This is a genomic window from Microbacterium sulfonylureivorans (assembly GCF_003999995.1).
In the GTDB taxonomy this organism is placed as follows: Bacteria; Actinomycetota; Actinomycetes; order Actinomycetales; family Microbacteriaceae; genus Microbacterium; species Microbacterium sulfonylureivorans.
In genome coordinates, this window is the sequence record NZ_RJAD01000001.1 from 635,807 (window position 1) to 653,155 (window position 17,349).

The 17,349-nt window shown below is 71.1% G+C and carries 18 protein-coding genes; 6 read left to right on the plus strand and 12 right to left on the minus strand.

Going from position 1 to position 17,349, the window contains the following annotated elements; genetic code table 11:
* Positions 1–30: 30 nt before the first annotated feature.
* Positions 31–1,032 (plus strand): o-succinylbenzoate synthase, encoded by a 1,002-nt coding sequence (locus EER34_RS02870; protein ID WP_127473056.1) that lies wholly within the window; start codon positions 31–33, stop codon positions 1,030–1,032.
* Positions 1,033–1,082: 50 nt separating this feature from the next.
* On the opposite strand, the gene EER34_RS02875 is transcribed toward EER34_RS02870, so the two are convergent.
* On the minus strand, positions 1,083–1,736 hold the full coding sequence (locus EER34_RS02875; RefSeq protein WP_127473057.1) for a TetR/AcrR family transcriptional regulator: 654 nt from the start codon (positions 1,734–1,736) through the stop codon (positions 1,083–1,085).
* Positions 1,737–1,863: 127 nt separating this feature from the next.
* Between EER34_RS02875 and EER34_RS02880 the strand changes: the two genes are divergently transcribed.
* Together EER34_RS02880 and EER34_RS02885 are read left to right on the plus strand one after the other, a co-directional pair.
* Complete coding sequence (locus EER34_RS02880) at positions 1,864–4,710, plus strand: MMPL family transporter (RefSeq protein WP_127473058.1); 2,847 nt, start codon at positions 1,864–1,866, stop codon at positions 4,708–4,710.
* Complete coding sequence (locus EER34_RS02885; RefSeq protein ID WP_127473059.1) at positions 4,707–6,701, plus strand: YhgE/Pip domain-containing protein; 1,995 nt, start codon at positions 4,707–4,709, stop codon at positions 6,699–6,701. Before EER34_RS02880 ends, EER34_RS02885 begins: the two co-directional genes overlap by 4 nt.
* Positions 6,702–6,918: 217 nt before the next feature.
* On the opposite strand, the gene ccsB is transcribed toward EER34_RS02885, so the two are convergent.
* From ccsB to EER34_RS02915, 6 genes are all read right to left on the minus strand, one after another.
* Positions 6,919–7,971, minus strand: coding sequence for a c-type cytochrome biogenesis protein CcsB (gene ccsB, locus EER34_RS02890; RefSeq protein WP_127473060.1), 1,053 nt, complete (start codon positions 7,969–7,971; stop codon positions 6,919–6,921).
* A 4-nt stretch (positions 7,972–7,975) separates the two neighbouring features.
* Positions 7,976–9,685 carry a cytochrome c biogenesis protein ResB gene (resB, locus tag EER34_RS02895; protein WP_127473061.1) on the minus strand — a complete coding sequence of 570 codons (1,710 nt, stop codon included), beginning with the start codon at positions 9,683–9,685 and terminating at the stop codon, positions 7,976–7,978.
* Positions 9,666–10,511, minus strand: coding sequence for a cytochrome c biogenesis CcdA family protein (locus EER34_RS02900; protein ID WP_127473062.1), 846 nt, complete (start codon positions 10,509–10,511; stop codon positions 9,666–9,668). The genes resB and EER34_RS02900 overlap by 20 nt, the downstream gene beginning before the upstream one ends.
* Positions 10,508–11,062, minus strand: coding sequence for a TlpA family protein disulfide reductase (locus EER34_RS02905; protein ID WP_240642222.1), 555 nt, complete (start codon positions 11,060–11,062; stop codon positions 10,508–10,510). The genes EER34_RS02900 and EER34_RS02905 overlap by 4 nt, the downstream gene beginning before the upstream one ends.
* A gap of 80 nt (positions 11,063–11,142) precedes the next feature.
* Positions 11,143–11,772 (minus strand): histidine phosphatase family protein, encoded by a 630-nt coding sequence (locus tag EER34_RS02910; protein ID WP_127473064.1) that lies wholly within the window; start codon positions 11,770–11,772, stop codon positions 11,143–11,145.
* 42 nt (positions 11,773–11,814) lie between these two features.
* Entirely contained in the window at positions 11,815–12,522 is a 708-nt protein-coding gene (locus tag EER34_RS02915; protein ID WP_127473065.1) for a DedA family protein, read from the minus strand.
* A gap of 172 nt (positions 12,523–12,694) precedes the next feature.
* Here EER34_RS02915 and aspS point away from each other — a divergent pair, with 172 nt between their 5' ends.
* The 3 genes from aspS to EER34_RS02930 all read left to right on the plus strand — a co-directional run bounded on the left by aspS (position 12,695) and on the right by EER34_RS02930 (position 15,178).
* Complete coding sequence (gene aspS, locus EER34_RS02920; RefSeq protein ID WP_127473066.1) at positions 12,695–14,035, plus strand: aspartate--tRNA(Asn) ligase; 1,341 nt, start codon at positions 12,695–12,697, stop codon at positions 14,033–14,035.
* A gap of 70 nt (positions 14,036–14,105) precedes the next feature.
* Positions 14,106–14,888 carry a tyrosine-protein phosphatase gene (locus EER34_RS02925; protein ID WP_164743427.1) on the plus strand — a complete coding sequence of 261 codons (783 nt, stop codon included), beginning with the start codon at positions 14,106–14,108 and terminating at the stop codon, positions 14,886–14,888.
* Between the two features lie 110 nt (positions 14,889–14,998).
* A complete protein-coding gene (locus tag EER34_RS02930; protein WP_127473068.1) occupies positions 14,999–15,178 on the plus strand; it encodes a YegP family protein in 180 nt (59 codons plus the stop codon).
* A 61-nt stretch (positions 15,179–15,239) separates the two neighbouring features.
* Here EER34_RS02930 and EER34_RS02935 read toward each other — a convergent pair whose 3' ends face one another.
* The 5 genes from EER34_RS02935 to EER34_RS02955 all read right to left on the minus strand — a co-directional run bounded on the left by EER34_RS02935 (position 15,240) and on the right by EER34_RS02955 (position 17,315).
* On the minus strand, positions 15,240–15,500 hold the full coding sequence (locus tag EER34_RS02935; protein WP_127473069.1) for a glutaredoxin family protein: 261 nt from the start codon (positions 15,498–15,500) through the stop codon (positions 15,240–15,242).
* Between the two features lie 40 nt (positions 15,501–15,540).
* Positions 15,541–15,834, minus strand: a complete 294-nt coding sequence (locus tag EER34_RS02940; protein ID WP_127473070.1) for a rhodanese-like domain-containing protein — start codon at positions 15,832–15,834, stop codon at positions 15,541–15,543.
* A gap of 80 nt (positions 15,835–15,914) precedes the next feature.
* Complete coding sequence (locus EER34_RS02945) at positions 15,915–16,013, minus strand: 30S ribosomal protein bS22 (RefSeq protein ID WP_003792170.1); 99 nt, start codon at positions 16,011–16,013, stop codon at positions 15,915–15,917.
* 82 nt (positions 16,014–16,095) lie between these two features.
* On the minus strand, positions 16,096–16,287 hold the full coding sequence (locus EER34_RS02950; RefSeq protein ID WP_127473071.1) for a helix-turn-helix domain-containing protein: 192 nt from the start codon (positions 16,285–16,287) through the stop codon (positions 16,096–16,098).
* 98 nt (positions 16,288–16,385) lie between these two features.
* Positions 16,386–17,315, minus strand: a complete 930-nt coding sequence (locus EER34_RS02955) for a TetR/AcrR family transcriptional regulator (protein WP_127473072.1) — start codon at positions 17,313–17,315, stop codon at positions 16,386–16,388.
* Positions 17,316–17,349 lie beyond the last annotated feature (34 nt).

Here is a 17,349-nt window from a genome sequence, read left to right on the forward strand (position 1 = left end):
TGGGGGCCGATGTAGGGGCATGATCGAGGCGTGACCACCCTGCGCCCGTCCCCCTCCCTCGCCGACATCCTCTCGACCGCGCACGTGGTGGCTCTGCCCCTGGCGGCGCGCTTCCGGGGGATCGACGTGCGCGAGGCCGTCGTCTTCGAGGGCCCCGAGGGCTGGACCGAGTTCTCGCCCTTCGCAGAGTACGACGACGCCGAGGCCGCAGCATGGCTCGCGGGGGCGATCGACTTCGGATGGATGCCGCAGCCCGCGCCCGTCCGTGCCGAGATCCCCGTGAACGCCACCGTCCCGGCGGTGGACGCAGCATCCGTCCCCGCGATCCTCGCGCGCTTCGACGGCTGCCGGACGGCCAAGGTCAAGGTCGCCGAGCCCGGCCAGCGGCTGGCCGACGACGTCGCACGGGTGCAGGCCGTCCGCGAGGCGATGGGCCCCGAGGGCCGCATCCGCGTGGACGCGAACGGGGCATGGAACGTCGACGAGGCGGAGCGGGCGCTTCATGCCCTGGCCGAATGCGACCTCGAGTACGCCGAGCAGCCGTGCGCCACGGTCGACGAGCTGGCCGAGTTGCGGCGCCGCGTGAAGTACATGGGCATCCCGATCGCGGCGGACGAGAGCGTCCGCAAGGCGTCCGACCCCGTGGCGGTCGCCCGAGCGGGCGCCGCGGACCTGCTCATCGTGAAGGCCCAGCCGCTGGGCGGCGTGAACCGGGCCCTGGCGATCGTGGCCGAGGCGGGTCTGCCGGCCGTCGTCTCCAGCGCACTCGACACGTCGATCGGGCTGTCGATGGGGGTGACGCTGGCGGGCGCGCTTCCGCAGCTCGACTACGACTGCGGACTGGGCACGTCGTCGCTCTTCACCGCCGACATCGTCGAGCCCGCTCTGGCGCCGCGGGGCGGGGTGCTGCCTGTCGGGAGGATCGCCCCCGACCCGGCGCTGCTCGCTGAGCACGCGGCTTCCGACGACCGACGCGACTGGTGGCTCGCGCGACTCGCGCGCTGCTACGAGGAGCTCAGCGGCCCGGACTGAAGGTCGACGCGCATCGCTCGCTCGGCGACCGGCGGGGCGGCGCGGGATGCTCAGCGCGCGGGATCGGCGGGGTGCTCGATGATGAGCTCGGCGACTCTGGCCAGCTCCTCGTTCGTGCGCAGGGACATCTCGGCGTGGTCGAGCCCGGCCATGGCCGATCGCACCGAGGCGCCCTCCCACACCGTCAGCATGAGCCGCGCGGCGGCGAGCGCCGGAAGCCGGAAGCGCATGGTCTTGGCCCGGCCGATGTCGTCGATGATGTGGGCGACCCCCTCGAGCATCTCGTCCTCCTGGGCGAGATATGCCGCGGCGAGCTGCGGCGAGCGCAGGGCGTGGATGCGGATCTCGCTCATCAGCAGGACGCCGAGCCGGTCATCGGCCGAGATGTCGAGCACCTGCTGCACGATGCCGAAGGCATTCGAGGGCGCTTCGTCGAGCCCGCCGGCGCGATCGAGCTCGGCGACCCGCTCGCGGACGGCGGCCACGCGCTCACGGGCGACCCGACCGGCGAGTTCGAGGAACAGGTCGTCCTTCGTCTCGAAGTTGGAGTAGAACGCCCCGCGGGTGAATCCGGCGCGCTCGCAGATGGCCTCGACGGATGCCGCGTCCAACCCGACCTCGGCGAACACCTGCGCGGCGGCGTCCAGCAGCTTCTGGCGCGTGGCCTCGCGACGACGCGAGGTCACGGCGACGGTGTCTGTCATCCGTCCTCCTCTCGCTCATCTTCACACGGACTACTCAGGTTGGGCTCGCGGGCCCGCCCTACGATACACTCATGTATCCGATACAGCGCTGTATCGAAAGATCCTGATCCCGTAACGCGGAGGCGCTGTGTCCACCCTGCTCTATGCCCTCGGCCGCTGGTCCTACCGTCACCCGTGGCGGGTCCTCGTGGCGTGGCTCCTCCTGCTCGGCCTCGCCGGCGGCGGGGCGCTCGCCTTCAGCAAGGGCACCGACAACTCGTTCTCGATCCCCGGCACCGAGGCGCAGGCGGGCCTCGAGCAGCTGAACCGCACCTTCCCGCAGGCGAGCGGCACCAGTGCCCAGATCGTCCTGGTCGCCGCCGACGGCGACAGCGTCGAGGACGAGCCCTACGCCGGCGCGATCGACGACGCCGTCGGCGAGCTCGAAGACATCGACGGCGTGCTCGCGGTCACCGACCCGTTCGACGAGATGGTGTCCGGACTTGTCACCGAGGACGGATCGGCCGCGATCATCCGCCTCCAGTTCGACGGTCAGGCGACCGACGTCTCCCCCGAGTCCAAGGCCGCCCTGCAGGAGGTCTCCGACGAGCTCGCGGCCGCGCTGCCCGATGGCACGGAGGTCGCCCTCGGCGGCGACCTGTTCTCGATGTCGGTGCCCGGGATCACGATCACCGAGGGCCTCGGCATCCTGATCGCCCTGCTGGTGCTGATGGTGACGTTCCGCTCGTTCCTGGTCGCTGGCCTGCCGCTGGCCACCGCGCTGGTCGGCGTCGGGCTGTCGATGGCCCTGATCCTGCTGTCCACCGCAGTCGCCTCGATCTCGTCGACCACGCCGCTCCTGGCGCTCATGCTCGGCCTCGCCGTCGGCATCGACTACGCGCTGTTCATCGTCGCCCGACATCAAGACCAGGTGCGCGGCGGCATGGACCCCGAGGAGTCCATCGCGCGCGCGACCGGCACGGCCGGGTCCGCCGTCGTGTTCGCCGGCGTCACCGTGCTCATCGCGCTGATCGGCCTCGGCTTCGCGAACATCCCGTTCCTCACCACGATGGGCATCGCCGCCTCGGTCGCCGTCGCGATCGCCGTGGCCGTGGCCATCACGCTCACCCCTGCGCTGCTCGGCTTCATCAAGGGCCGCGTCAAGGGGCGGATGCCGAAGCCCGCCGGCGCAGGACGACGCCGTCGTTCGGCCGGCGAGGACGCCCCCGGCGACGTCACCCCGGCGCGGGTGCGCCGCGGCTTCGCCACCCGCTGGGTCGACGGGGTGACGAGGCATCCGATCGTCACCACGATCGCGGTCGTGCTGGGACTCGGCATCCTCGCGATCCCGGCATCGAGCCTCGCCCTCGCGCTGCCCAACGCGGGAGTCCAGCCCGAGGAGTCCCAGGCGCGGGTGAGTTACGACCTCGCCGCCGAGCACTTCGGCCCCGGCTTCAACGGCCCCCTCATCCTCACCGGCACGATCGTCACCTCGAACGACCCGCTCGGGCTCATGGCCGACCTCGCCGCCGAGATCGAGAAGGTCCCCGGCGTCAAGGAGATCGCCCTCGCCACCCCGAACGAGACAGCCGACACCGGCATCGTCCAGGTGATCCCGACGACCGCGCCCGATGACCCCGCCACGGCGGAGCTGGTGCGGGAGCTGCGTGCGCTCGCGCCGGAGTGGGCCGACGAGTACGGCGTCGACCTCACCGTGACCGGATTCACCGCCGTCGCGATCGACATCTCCGACCGCCTCGGCGCCGCCCTCGTGCCCTTCGGCATCTTCGTCGTGGGCCTGTCGTTCATCCTGCTGATGATCGTGTTCCGCTCGATCGCCGTGCCGCTGACCGCTGCGCTCGGCTATCTGCTCTCGGTCGCCGCCGCCTTCGGCGTCGTGGCCGCGGTGTTCGAGTGGGGCTGGGGCGCCGACCTGCTCCACGTCGCGCGGACCGGGCCGGTGATCAGCTTCATGCCGATCGTGCTCATGGGGGTGCTGTTCGGCCTCGCGATGGACTACCAGGTGTTCCTGGTCTCGCGCATGCGGGAGGACTACGTCCACGCCGTCCGCGCCCGAGGCGGCTCCGACCGCGAGACCGCGGTGGCTGCGATCCGGTCGGGCTTCACCGCATCCGCCCGCGTCGTCACGGCCGCCGCGTTCATCATGTTCGCCGTCTTCGCGGCGTTCGTGCCCGAAGGCGATTCGTCGATCAAGCCCATCGCGCTCGGCCTCGCCGTCGGAATCGCGATCGACGCGTTCCTCGTGCGCATGACGCTCATCCCGGCGCTCCTCGCGCTGATGGGCGAGAAGGCGTGGTGGATGCCGCGCTGGCTCGATCGCGCGCTCCCCCACTTCGACATCGAGGGCGAGGCCGTCGAGCGCGAGCTCGCGCTCGCGGACTGGCCGGAGCCCGACACCACCGCCGCCGTGGTGGGCGAGGACGTCGTCGTCCGAGCCGACGGCGCAGCCACGGGCGATGTCACGCTGATCGACGGCGCGACGTTCCGCGTCGAACCCGGCGGCACGCTCATCGCCACGGGAGACCCCCACGCGACCCGCGCCTTCGGACTCGCGGTCGCCGGCCGCTTGGCACCGAACGACGGGCTCCTGCGGGTCGCGGGGCACCTGCTGCCCGGCCGTGCCGCCTGGGTGCGCGCCCACGTGGGCGTCGCTCTCCTCGCCGAGTCGGGCGACCCGGTGCGAGAGCTCCGACGCGCCCTGAGCGGTCGCACGACCCTCGTCGTGATCGACGGGCTCGACACGCTCGACGCCGCCGAGCGCGACCAGGCCGCGGCACTGCTCCGCGATGCCGAGGCCGCCGTCCGCGCGCGGCCGGGCGAGGCATCCTCCCGACTGACCGTCGTCGCGACCGCGAAGGCCGACGGGCCGGTCCTCTCCCTCCTCGCCGACGCGCACCGCTCCGACGTCACGTCGCTGGCGCTCCGCTCCGGCACGACCCCTGCTTCCGCTCCCATCGCCGAGGTGACCGCATGACCCTCCACATCGAACGTGCGCGCACGCGCCGACCCATCACATGGCTGACGCTCATCGGCGTGCTGCTGCTCCCCGTCGTGATCGGCGGCATCCTCGTCGCCGCGCTCTACAACCCGGTCGAGCGCCTCGACGGGCTGCAGGCCGCCATCGTGAACGAGGACGAGGCGGTCACGATCGACGACCAGCTCGTCCCGCTGGGGCGCCAGCTCACCGCCGGGCTCGTCGAGGGCTCCGACGATCAGCCCAGCAACCTCACCTGGACGATCTCGAACGCCGACGAGGCGGCAGAGGGTCTGGCCGACGGCACGTACGCGGCCGTGATCACGATCCCGGAGAACTTCTCGGCCGCGGCGACCTCGACCCAGCCGGGCGAGATCCCGGAGCGGGCGACCATCGAGGTGCAGACGCCCCCCGACAGCCTCATCGTCGACGACGCCATCACCGCCCAGGTGACGACGGCCGCGGCATCCCTCATGGGCGAGCAGCTCTCGCAGGTGTACCTCGAGAACGTCTTCCTCGGCTTCACGACCCTCGGCGACCAGCTCGGCGAGGCCGCCTCGGGCGCCCAGGACCTCGCCGACGGCGCCGGTGAGGCAGCGGACGGCGCGAGCGCGCTGGCCGACGGGTTCCCGGGGCTCTCAAGCGGGGCGAGCGGGCTGGCGGACGGCGCCGGCGAGCTGCAGAGCGGGCTCGGCACGATCGCGGGCGGCATCGGGGACGCGGCCGACGGTGCGGCGCAGCTCGCCGACGGCGTGAACCAGGGCGCCGCGGAGCTCGAGGCTGCGGGGATCGTGCCGGATCAGCTGACGCAGGCCGCGAACGGCGCGGCCACCGCCACAGGGATGGCCGCGACATCGGCCCAGGACGCCACCGACACGCTCGGCGCGCTCATGGCCACGTGCACGCAGTCGCAGGAGTTCTGCGAGCAGCTCGGCGCCGCGCTGACGTCGGCTGCCACCGCCTCCGCGATCCTCACCGGCGACGGCACCGCGCAGAACCCCGGCGCCGTCACACTCACGCAGGGCACCGCCGACGGGCTCGCGCAGTTCGACACCGCGGCGACCGCGGAGTTCGCCGCGCAGCTCCGCGAGATCGGCACGAACGTGTCGGCGCTGAGCGGCGGTCTCGACCAGCTCGCCGCAGGCACGACGCAGTCCGCGGCCGGGGCAGGCCAGCTCGCCTTCGGCGCGTCGCAGCTCGCCGGCGGGCTCGACTCGGCCGGATCGGGCGCGACGTCGCTCGCCGACGGCGTCGCCGCGCTGGCCGACGGCACATCGACACTCGCGGACGGGCTGGACCAGGCATCCGCCGCCGTGCCCTCGTACACCGACAGCGAGGCGTCGAGCCTCGCGGACGTCGTCGCGAACCCGGTCGAGGCCGACGGCGTCGGCACGTCGCTCTTCGGAGCTTCGGCGATCCCGCTGCTGGCGATGCTCGCCCTGTGGTTCGGCGGCCTCGGCACCTTCATCGCCCTCCAGGCCGTGTCGCGGCGCGCTCTCACCGCCCGCGAGCCGTCGGCGATGCTCGCCCTCCGCAACTTCGCCCCCGGGGCGGCGCTGGGCGCCGCGCAGGGCATCCTCGTCGCAGCCGTCGTGCAGGTCGCGGCGTCGTACGACTGGGGGCAGTGGTGGGTGTTCGCGGGCGTGAGCGTCGTCGCTGGCGTCGCGTTCGCCGCCGTCAACCAGGCGCTCGTGGCCGTGTTCGGCGGTGCCGGACGGTGGATCTCGGCCCTCATCGGCGTGCTCGCCGTCGCGACCGGGGTGGTCTCCACGGTTCCCGGGGTGCTGTCCGGGATCGCCGCCCTCATGCCGACGTCTCCGGCGTACAACGGCATGGTGGCGGCGCTCACCGACACCGACGGAGTCGGGGCTGCCCTCGCCGGCCTCACCGTGTGGGCGGTCCTGGCGTTCGGCGCCACGATCCTCGCCGTCGCGCGGCGCCGCACGACGTCGGCGCGGGCGGTGCTGGGCGCGACGCCCGTCACCGCTTGATCGGCGACGGCATCCTTCTCCTTCTGCAACACCGCGCAGACCCGTCGCACGCCGACCGCCACGAACCCTTCCCCGACGCCGGATGCACCCGGCAGGGGCGGCGGGTGACGGGCTGGCGAGTCGGGGGAACCTCCGGGATCAGTGGAGCTGTCCGGAGGCGGAGCAGCGAGGCGTTCGGCTCCTCCGTTCCGCCGGAGGCGGTGCGGAGATCACGGAGTCAGCTCAGGCCCGAGTAGGCGTGGAGCCCCTTGAAGAACATGTTCACGATCGTGAAGTTGAACAGCACCGCGGTGAAGCCGATGATCGACAGCCACGCCGAGCGCGAGCCGCGCCAGCCGCGGGTCGCCCGCGCGTGGATGTACCCGGCGTAGAGCACCCAGATGACGAAGGTCCACACTTCCTTCGTGTCGAAGCCCCAGTAGCGTCCCCACGCGTCGTTGGCCCAGATCGAGCCGGCGATGAGGGTGAACGTCCAGAAGATGAAGCCGAGGATCGCGAAGCGGTACGCGAGCGACTCGAGGGCGTCCGAGCCGGGCAGGGTCCGCAGGAATCGCGGACCCGTCCGGACGGGCTGAGCGGATGCCTCGGCCGCGGCGGCCGCGAGCGTCTTCCGCTCTCTCCGCGCCTGCATGAGCTGCAGTACGGAGAGGCCGAACGCGAGGGCGAAGAGGGCGGTCGCGAGGGAGGCGACGAAGACGTGGATGACCAGCCAGACGGACTTCAGCGGATCCATCAGCGGCACGATGTCGGTGTAGAACCAGATGGCGGTGCCGCCGAGCAGGACCACGACGAGCCCGGTGATGAAGGTGCCGAGGAATCGCAGGTCGTAGCGGAGAAGCACACCGAGGTACACCGCGACCACGAGAAGCGTTCCGGTCAGCGCGAACTCGTACATGTTCGACCACGGGACCCGGCCCGCGGCGATTCCGCGCGTGACGTCGCCGCCGAGGTGGAAGAGGAATCCGAGCACCGTCAGGGACGTTCCGATGCGCGCCCACACGAGCCGCTGACGGTCGCCGATCCGCGCCGTCAGCGCGGCCTCGGACCGCTCCTCCTGCGCCCTGACCTCGGCCACCGACTCGCCTCCGCCGACGCCGACGCCGACAAGTTCGCGCTCGCGCACGCGCGCGTCCTTCGCGTCGACCGCGACGGCTCCGCGACGCGCCAGGTCGACGGCGTACGCGATGAAGGCGAGGGCGTAGACGGCGATCGCCGTCCAGACCAGGAGCACCGAGACCGAGTCGAGCGAGAGGGCGGAGGTTTCGGGCATGGATTCAGTCTACGCGGGGGGTCGGCGGGGTCTCGAGCGAGGCGCCGTGGCGCTGCGCGAACTGCGCCACCGCTCCGTCGAGGGTCGGGTCCTCGCCGCGCGCGAGTCCCGCGTACTCGATGTGCAGCGTGTTCCCCTGAGGAACCGCCTTCACCCACATGCGGCGACGCGGCACGAACAGCGCTGCGAGCAGTCCGGCGGTCGCGAGCACCGCGAACAGGAGCACCCACCCGGCCGCGGCATCCCGGTGGATCGACAGCGACACGTACCGCTTCACCGACTCGTCGTAGCCCTGGGCGCCCTCCGGAGCATCGTTCTCGAACGTGATGGTGCCGTAGCCGCCCGGGAGGTCTGCCGTCTCGCCGGGGGCGAGCTCGATCGGATCGACGTCGGTGCCGCGCCCGGCCAGCTGCGTCATCTCGGACGGGTCGAGCGTGTACACCGAGCGGGGCGTTCCGTCGTCGATGCCGAGGTCGCCGACGTAGACGTTGAGCGACACGACCGGGTTGACGAGCGCCGGGTACGCCGACGCGAACGCTCCGGTGTGCAGCGGCGCCTGCGTGGGGTAGAAGAAGCCCTGGAGCGCCATCTGGTCGGTCAGCCCGTCAGGGATTTTCACCACTCCGAGCGAGGTCATGTTCGTGTCCTGCGGCAGGAACGGAACCGACTCCGAGAAGACGATCTCGCCGTCGGCGTCGCGCACCGTCAGCGTCGGGGCGTACCCGTTGCCCATCAGATAGATCCGGTCGCCGGCCATCTCCAGGGGGTGATTGACCCGCACCTCGCCGGTCTCGGCCTCGGCGCCGGCGTGCTGGGTCGTGAGGTTCGCGACGAAGTCGCCGGCCTGCCCCTGCCCCTGCACGCCGAGCGGCTGGTAGGTCACGTCGAACCGGTCCAGGGTCAGTGCGTACGGCTCGAGCGCGTTCTCGTCGACGAAGCGGCCGGGATTGAACGACGTGTAGTCGAGCATCGTGTTGACGAACGTGCGCCCCTCGATGATCACGGTCTGCCCGGTGTAGGTGAATCCGCCGCCGAGTCCGACGGCGAGCAGCACGCCGACGAGCGCCGCGTGGAAGACGAGGTTGCCGGTCTCGCGCAGATAGCCCCGCTCCGCCGATACCGAGAGCGTCGGGCCGGCGTCGTACCGCTCGACCCGGTAGCCGCTCCGCTTCAACTGCTGCTGCGCGCTCTCTATGGCCGAGGCAGCGGCGGCCGCGGCATCCGTCTCGGGTGCCAGCTCGATCAGTTCGGAGCGGTGCACGTCCAGGCGCGACAGCCGGGCGGGCGTGCGCGGCGGCGTGGCACGCAGCGCCTTCCAGTGGTGCTTCGTTCGCGGGATCACACAGCCGATGAGCGAGACGAACAGCAGGATGTAGATCGCCGAGAACCACGGCGACGAGTAGACGTCGAACAGGCTCAGGTTGTCGAGGACCGGCGCGAGGTCGGGATTGTCGGCGAAGTACTGCGTGACGCCGTTCGGGTCGGCGCTGCGCTGCGGAACGAGCGACCCCGGCACGGCGGCGATCGCGAGCAGGAGCAGCAGCACGAGCGCCGTGCGCATCGACGTGAGCTGGCGCCATCCCCAGCGGAGCCAGCCGACGAACCCGAGGGCGGGCTGGGTGATGTCGCCGGAGACGTCCGATTCGGCGTGGTCGGACGGGCGGAGCGGATCGGCCGTGGCCGACGAGCCGGCCTCAGAGCGGGAGCGGGACACTCTGGAACACCCCCTGCAGCTGCGACATGATCTGGGTCCACACGCCGGTCACCATGAGGACGCCGAGCGCGATGAGCAGCGCTCCGCCGACGAGGTTGACGACGCGGATGTGGCGGCGGATGAAGCTCACCGAGCGGGTCGCCCAGCCGAAGCCGAGGGTGAGGAGCACGAACGGGATGCCGAGGCCGAGCGAGTACGCGAGGCCGAGGGTCGCGGCGCGTGCCGCCGAGCCGGAGTCGAACGCCATCGTGAGGATCACGGCGAGCGTCGGGCCGATGCACGGCGCCCAGCCGATGCCGAGTGCGATGCCCAGCAGCGGCGCGCCGATCAGTCCGAGGTTGCCGCGCACCTGCGGGCGGGCGATGCGCTGGGCGAGACCGAAGACGCCGATGAAGACGAGACCCATCGCGATGATCACGACGCCGAGGATGCGGGTGATGAGGTCGGCGTACTGGACGAAGAAGCGGCCCAGCGTTCCTCCGAGCATCGCGACGCTCACGAAGACGAGGGTGAAGCCGGCTATGAAGAGGAGGACGCCGACCAGCAGCTTGCCGCGGGTCGGCGCAGTCTGCTCGGCGACGGCGGCCCGCGTCGATGCTTCGCGCGGAGAATGGCTCCGATCGCGGAGGTCTGCGGTCGCGGCATCCGCACCGGACCCGGTGCTCCGCGATTCGGGCCGCGGCGACACCGCTCCCCCGATGAACCCGAGGTATCCCGGGACGAGGGGGAGCACGCACGGCGACAGGAACGACAGCAGCCCTGCGAGGATCGCGATCGGGATCGCGACGAAGAGCGAGCCGTCGGCGACGAGCTCGGCCGGGCTCATGACTCCTCCAGGGTGTCGCTGACGAGGGTCTCCAGGATCGACGTCTCGCTCAGCCGGCCGATGATGCGCGCGGCGACGCGTCCTTCCCGGTCGAGCACGAGCGTCACGGGGACGGCGTTGAGCGGGGTCTGCCCGGCGAAGGCGAGCTTGATCGAGCCGTCGACGGTCGCGAGCGCGCTCGGGTAGCCGACCCCGTGCGTCTCGGCGAAGGCGCGCGAGGCCTCGGCACCGTCGGTCAGGTTGATCCCGAGGAACGAGACGTCGTCGCCCTCGAAGGCCTGGTGGGCCTCTTCCAGGAGCGGGGCCTCGACACGGCACGGCGCGCAGGCGGCGTACCAGAAGTTCACGACCATGACATCGCCCGCGTAGTCGGCGCTCGTGACCGGTTCGCCGGTGTCGAGCACCCCCTCGAAGTCGATCGGCTCGGTGCGCTCGCCCTCGGGGATCTCGACGACCTCGAAGCCGTCGGCCGCGATGAATCCCTTGTTGTCGCCCGCGCGGTACTGGTCGGCGAGCGGGTCGTTCGCGCACGCGGCGAGGCCGGAGACCATCACGACGGCGAGGAGAGCGGATGCCACGGCCCGCCCCCGACGGCCGGGGGCGCGGTCGCGCCCCGTTCGGACTGCGCCCATCACACCGCTCCCACGTCGACCGAGCCCGACAGCGACGCCGGCTCGGCGTAGGCGATCTCGGTCCACTTCTTGTCGACCATCTCGAAGCTCGTCACGCTCGACAGCGCACAGCGGCGCTCGCGCGGATCGTGCCGAAGCGGCTGCCCGGCGACGGCGAGGTGGGTGATCCAGATCGGCAGCTGGTGCGACACGATCACGACGTCGCCGGAGTCGGCGGCATCCCATGCCTCCGTCATCGCCGCGTTCATGCGGCCGACGACGTCGAGGTACGGCTCTCCCCAGCTCGGCAGCGCGGGCTTGCGGAGGTGGCGCCAGTTCCAGGGGTTGAGGAGGGCGCGGACCATCCGGCGGCCCTCGAAGACGTTGGTCGGCTCGATCACGCGCTCGTCGATGCGCGGTTCGGCGCCGAACAGCTCGGAGAAGGGCTCGGCCGACTCCCGGGTGCGCTGCAACGGCGAGCACACCAGGGCGGCCAGCGGACGCTCGAGCGAGTGGACGTACTCGGCCGCCTGGCGCGCCATGTGGCGGCCGTCGGCGCTGAGTCCGAATCCCGGGAGTCGCCCGTAGAGCACGCGGCGGGGGTTGTGGACCTCCCCATGGCGCACGAGGTGGAGGCGATCGGCGGGCACCCGTCCAGTCTACGGTGGGCGGATCTGTGGGGCGGCTGAGCGTCAGTCGGCGCGCGACGAGGCGAGCTCGCGCGGCTGAGCGGTGTCTTCGGCAGCGCTGCGCCGACGACGGGATGCCGCGACCGCGCCACGCGTGCGGACGACGACGAACCATGCCGCGGCGAGCGCGACGACGCCGATCACCGCGTACTGCACGATGTCGACGTACTGCTCGACGACGTGCCACGACTCGCCGAGCAGGAAGCCGGTCAGGACGAACACCGTGTTCCAGACGAGACTCCCCGCCGCCGTGAGGAGGCCGAACCTCCACAGGGGCATGCGCGTCACGCCCGCCGGGATCGAGATCAGGCTGCGGAAGATCGGGATCATGCGGCCGAAGAAGACGGCCTTGCCGCCGTGCCGCTGGAACCATCCGACGGTGCGGTCGATGTCGTCCGGTCGGAGCAGAGGCACGCGCGCCGCGATGCGGCGGAGCCGGTCCACGCCGAGCCATGCCCCGAGCCCGTAGAGGAGGAAGGCTCCCACGATCGAGCCGGCGGTCGTCCAGGCGAGCGCCTCGAGCAGCGTGAACGAGCCCGTGCTCGCGGCGAGTCCGGCCATGGGGAGCACCACTTCGCTCGGCAGCGGCGGGAAGACGTTCTCGAGCGCGATCGCCAGCCCCGCTCCGGCAGGACCGATGACGTCCATCAGCGAGACGGACCAGTCCAGGAGGGCGGACAGCCACGAGGAGTCGGGGGAGGTTGCGGTCATCGGGGGCATCGCTCTCGGTGATCGGATGCTGCGCCCCGGCCGGGCGCGCACCCTCCACGCTAGGAGATCCGGATGAGCCGTTCCTGGGTGCGAGCCCCCGGATCTGCGCGAGGGCCTGCCGGTGAAACCCCTGGCACGGCGGGGAACCCGGCCCCACGTAGACTGGTGCCTCGTGAGTGAACGCGTTCTCGTCAACCAGCTGCAGGGCCTCGCCGACGGCCCCGTCTCCGTCTCCGGATGGGTCGAAACCGTCCGCGACCAGAAGAAGGTGCAGTTCGTCATCCTTCGCGACGAGACGGGTGCGGTGCAGCTGGTCAATCCGGCCACCCGCCCCACCGAGGACGGGAGCGAGCAGGATGCCGCGGCCCTCGCGCTCACCGACACCATCTCGAACCTCGCCACCGGCACGTTCCTGACGGTCACCGGCGAGCTCAAGCACGACGAGCGCGTCAAGCTCGGCGGCGTCGAGATCAAGATCGGCGACCTCGTGATCGCGGGCGCCGCGCTTCCCGAGACGCCGATCGCCGCCGACAGCGCCGCCGACAAGCGCATGGACTGGCGCTTCCTCGACCTGCGCCAGCGTCGCAACAACCTCATCTTCCGCGTGCAGACCACGCTCGAGCACGCGATGCGCACGTACTGGATCGAGCGCGACTACATCGAGGTGCACTCCCCCAAGCTGATGGCCTCGGCATCCGAGTCCAACGCGGAACTCTTCTCGCTGGAGTACTTCGGCGATCAGACGGCGTATCTCGCGCAGTCGCCGCAGTTCTTCAAGCAGATGGCGCAGGTCGCCGGGTTCGGCAAGATCTTCGAGATCGCGCCCGCGTTCCGCGCGGACCCGTCGTTCACCTCGCGGCACGCGACGGAGTTCACGAGCATCGACGCCGAGATCAGCTGGGTCGACTCGCACGAAGACGTCGCGAAGATGCAGGAAGAGCTCCTCGCCACCGCGTTCGCCGCGGTGAAGGAGAAGCACGGCGCTGAGATCGAGGAGCTCTTCGGCCTCGAGGTGCAGGTGCCGGCCATCCCGTTCCCGCGCATCCCGCTCGCCGAGGCGCTCGAGATCGTCAAGAGCCGCGGATACGAGGTCCCTCGCACCGACGGCGATCTCGATCCCGAGGGCGAGCGCCAGATCTCGGCCTACGTCGAGGAGACCTACGGTCACCAGTTCGTCTTCATCACGGACTACCACCCCGAGATCCGCGCTTTCTACCACATGCGCGACGAGGAGACCGGGCTCACCAAGAGCTACGACCTGCTCTTCAAGGGCGTCGAGATCACCACGGGCGCGCAGCGCGAGCACCGCGTCGACGTGCTGATCGAGCAGGCCAAGGAGAAGGGGCTCGAGCCCGAGCACCTGGAGTTCTACCTCGACTTCTTCCGCTACGGCGCCCCGCCCCACGGCGGCTTCGGCATGGGCCTCGCCCGCGTGCTCATGCTGCTGCTCGGCGAGTCGTCGATCCGCGAGGTGACGTACCTCTTCCGAGGCCCTACGCGCCTCGCCCCCTGACCCGCTTTCAGCGCCTCCGCGCCGGCCCTCGATGCACATCAAGGGCCGGCGCTTCTGGCACCATGGGCGGATGATCACAGGCCTGCAGAACTTCCGCGACACCGGCGGCACGCCCCTCACCGACGGTGGGACCACTCGCAGCGGAGTGCTGTACCGGTCCGAGGCGCTCAGCGGGCTCACATCCGATGGGCTCGCGCAGCTCGCCCGGAGCGCCATCGGCGTGATCGCGGACTTCCGCACCCCCATCGAGCGCGGGATGGCGGCCGACGTCGTCCCCGACTCGCGGCCCTTCCGGATGGTGGAGCTCCCCCTCCTCGAGGGGGCGCTGACGGGCATGGCCCAGCAGGCCACGGTGGCGGACGACCCCGAAGCCGCGAAGGCGGCCATCGCCGCGGCGGTCGCGCAGATCCCCTCGCTCGGCGATCTCTACGTGTCGATGCTCGGGCAGGGCGCAGCATCCTTCGCCCGACTGGCCCGCCTCGTCTCCGCAGCGACCGACGACCCGCCTACGGCGGTGCTCGTCCACTGCACGGCAGGGAAGGACCGCACCGGAGTCGCCGTCGCCCTCATGCTCGACGCGGTCGGCGCGGAGCGCTCCGCCGTGGTCGCCGACTACAGCTCGTCGGCCGCGAATCTCGCCGGGTCCTGGGCCGACCGCATGCGCGCGATGGTCGCGGGCATGGGCGTCCCGCTCACACCGGCGGTCGACACCCTGCTCACCGGGACCCCGCCGGAGGCGATCGAGCAGGCGCTCGCCTGGGTCGACGCGCGCGGCGGTGCCGCGCCCTACCTCCAGTCCGGCGGGCTCTCCGACGGCGACCTCGCCGCGCTGCGCGCACGGCTCGTCGTGTGATCTGCACCGCCCTTCCCCCCGCTCCTGCCCGCCGCTAGCGTGAAGGCGGTGTGAGAGGCCGCGGGCGCGGCATCCGACGACGCCCGGATCAGAATCGAAGGGGGTTCCCGGTGGCGGGAAAGTTCGAGCTGTTCGAAGACAAGGGCGGGCAGTGGCGCTTCAACCTTCTGGCCTCCAACGGCCAGGTCATCGCCTCGAGTGAGGGGTACTCGTCGAAGTCCGCGGCGAAGAACGGGATCGAGTCGGTCAAGACCAACGCTCCCGGCGCGGAGGTGGTCGAGCGCGAGTAGCGCACGGCGTTCGATCGGTGCGAGGGGTCCGCGGCGACGCGGGCCCCTCTGTCGTCGAGCGTCAACCCGCCGGGATCGCCTCGGTGAGCGCGGCGCGCAGGCGATCCGGAGACACGCGCCAATGGCCGTGCAGCGAGCCGTCGATGAGCACGACCGGGATCTTCTCCCACCACAGGGCGTAGAGCGCCGGGTCGTCGGCGATCGACAGCTCATCGATCTCGACGGCATCCTCCGGGAGTTCCGCCACCACGGTCTCGACGACCTCGCGCGCGACGTCGCACAGGTGGCAGTCCGGCTTGCCGATGAGGGTGAGAGTCGTCACCCTTCGAGTCTAGGAGCGAGCGGATGCCTCGGCTCGGCGCTCAGCGCTCGACCGGATACCCCGCCGCGATCCACTCGTCGGTGCCGCCGTCGACGTTGGTGGCGTCGTAGCCACGCGCGGCCAGGGCCTCGACGACGCGGCCCGACCGGCCGCCGACCTTGCAGATGACCGCGAAGGCGCCGTCGGGCAGCTCGTCGAGGTGCTCGCCGATGGTCGACATGGGCAGGTTCACCGCGCCGGGAACCCGGCCGCCCTCGAACTCCCACGTCTCGCGCACGTCGATCACGGGGGTGTCGGCGCTGTCGCGGAGCTGGTGGACGGTGATCGACTGCATGGCGGCCTCTCGGGATGGCGGATGCTCGGGGGGATACACGAAGCGCCCATCCGAGGACAGGCGCTTGGTGTCGATGCCGCTTACTTCTTGTTGCGGCGCTGGTGGCGAGTCTTGCGAAGCAGCTTGCGGTGCTTCTTCTTCGCCATGCGCTTACGGCGCTTCTTGATGACTGAACCCACGGAAAACCTCACAATGTCGGGGTCTGGGCGCAGCTCGTGCGCGCCCGGGAACGGGCAGATGCGAAAAATGCCTCGTGACAGTCTAGCCGACGTCGGCGATGGGCCGTTGCAAGGCGGCGGTCACCGCCGATTCGGGAACGCGATAGCTGCGACCGAAGCGCACCGCGGGCAGCTCGCCGGAGTGGACGAGCCGATAGACGGTCATCTTCGAGACGCGCATCAGCTCGGCGACTTCCGCGACCGTCAGGAATCGCACGTCGGGCAGTTCCGCCATGTCATTCCCCTTTCCCCAGAGTGCTGAGGACACTCTAGAGGTCGCGAGGGACGCGTGTAAACCTGTGTGACTGATGAGAATTCTGGGGCAGTCGTCGATCATGCCCCGCCGCGCAGTCGGGCCCGCCGCTCGCGGGCATCGCGCGCAACCTGGCGCTCGATCTTCTTGGCGTCGCGCAGACCCTTCTCCGCCTCGCGCACGGCCTTCCGAGCCTCACGGAACTTCTTGTCGTCGGCGATGTCCTCGTCGTCGGCGCGGAGCCACGGCTCGCGCTCGACCGCACGCCCCTCGGGCACGGCGTCGATGTACGCGGCCACGCCGTCGAGGCTGCGGGCGAGGTTGAAGCTGAACGGATCGGACTCGTCGAGGAAGACCCCCGCGTCGATGGCCGCCCGCAGGTCGGGGTAGCCGTCCTCCGTGATGAGGGCGCGGAACATCGCATCCTCGCGTGCGGCGATGTCGTGGTCCGCGAGACCGCCCTCGCGCTGCATGCGGGCGTAGCCGGCGAGGACCATCCCGGTCCACCGCGCGTGGCCGGTCACCAGGAGCATCACTGCGAGGCGGTCCTGATGCGAGAGCGGGGTGCCGGCGAGCGCGTGGAGGCCGGCGTCCATCCACGCCGCGCTGTTCGGCGTCGTCGGCGACCCGCTGATCGGCACGTCGAGGACCCACGGATGCTCGAGGTACCGCTGGACCTGCTCGCGGTAGAGCGCCTGCAGCGACGCTCGCCAGCCTTCGGCCTGCCGGATCTCGTCGGACGGGAGCCCGGTCGCCTCCTCCTGCATCAGCAGGAGGAGATCCTCCTTGGCCGTGACGTAGCGGTAGAGCGACATCGGCGTGTAGCCGAGGCGCGCGGCTACTGCGGCCATCGAGACCGCGCCCAGTCCGTCGGCATCGGCGATCTCGACGGCCGCGTCGACGATGCGCTCGACGCTCATCTCGCGCTTCGGGCCCCGCTGGGGGTTCGCGGCGACTCCCCACGCGAGGGCGACCCCCCGCGGCAGATCGATGTCCGTGGCATCCGTCATGTCGTCAGTCTAGGACTGTTTATCAAATAAACAG